General features: G+C 75.9%; 1 protein-coding gene. It reads right to left on the bottom strand.

Annotation, left to right across the window (positions count from 1 at the left end):
* Positions 1-505: 505 nt before the first annotated feature.
* On the bottom strand, positions 506-966 hold a 461-nt coding region (locus KUM32_RS35350; protein ID WP_217146028.1), incomplete at its 5' end, for an NPCBM/NEW2 domain-containing protein.

Genomic DNA, 966 nt, shown 5'->3' with positions numbered 1-966 from the left:
CGCCGGCGCGGCAGCGCGCGGTGCCGGCGGGGATCGCGCTCCGGCGGGGGGCTCTGGGCGGGGCGGCCGGCCCGACGGGGGCGGGGGCTGTGGTGCGGGTGCCTCCGGCGGGTGGGATGGGGTGACACCTGCGGGGGCCTCCGGCGGTGGGCCGGGGCGGTGCCTGTGCCGCCGGTGGTGGGCCTGGGTGGTGGGTGGTCGCTGCGGGCGTTTTCGGCGGTGGGTTCGGTTCGGTGGGGGTGCCTGCGGCGGCCTGTGCCTCCGGCGGTTGGGTGGGGCGCCTGCGGCTGCGCCTGCGGCTGGGGCTGCGTGTGCGGGTTCGGTGGGGGTGCGGGTAGCGCGTTCGGTGGTGGGGTGGGTCGGGGCCGGGTCGGCGGGGTGTCCGTCCTCGGAACGGCGCGGAATCGGTCGGCCACGGAAGGGCCGGCGCGGACGCGCCGACCGCTGCGGGCGGACACCCCCGCCCCGTCCGCTTCCCGTCGTACGCGGCCGCGGGTCCGTGGTCCTAGGCGCAGGTGAAACGTGACTGCGCCCAGTCCGCGAGCGCCACGTTGTCGACGGGGCTGTGCGGTTCGACCACCAGGCGTACGGTCTCGCGGCCCGCGATGTCCACGTGTACGGGTACCGCCGGGTCCCCGCCCTTGAGCATGCCGGAGTTCCACAGCCGGACGCCGTCGGCGTGCACCGAGAAGTGGACCTTGCCCAGCTTCTGCGTCAGGTCGTCGACGCCGACCAGCGCGTCGTAGGAGGAGCAGGAGCGGTTGAGGTCGATGGTGACGGAGGAGCGGCCGTGCACCGTGACGCCGTGCGCGTACCGGTCGTCGCCGATCGACAGGGCCGACCGCTGCCACACCCAGCTGCTTCCGGCCAGCCGCATCTCCGGGCCGGTGCCGTCGTCCGCGACGTCGTACGTCAGCTCGCTCCACTGGTAGACCGTGGGGGCGGGCGGTGGTGGCGGTGGTGTCG

The sequence above is a fragment of the Streptomyces sp. AC627_RSS907 genome, from assembly GCF_019049165.1.
Note: the sequence above shows the minus strand (reverse complement) of the source record. Positions and strands in the feature narration are given on the sequence as shown.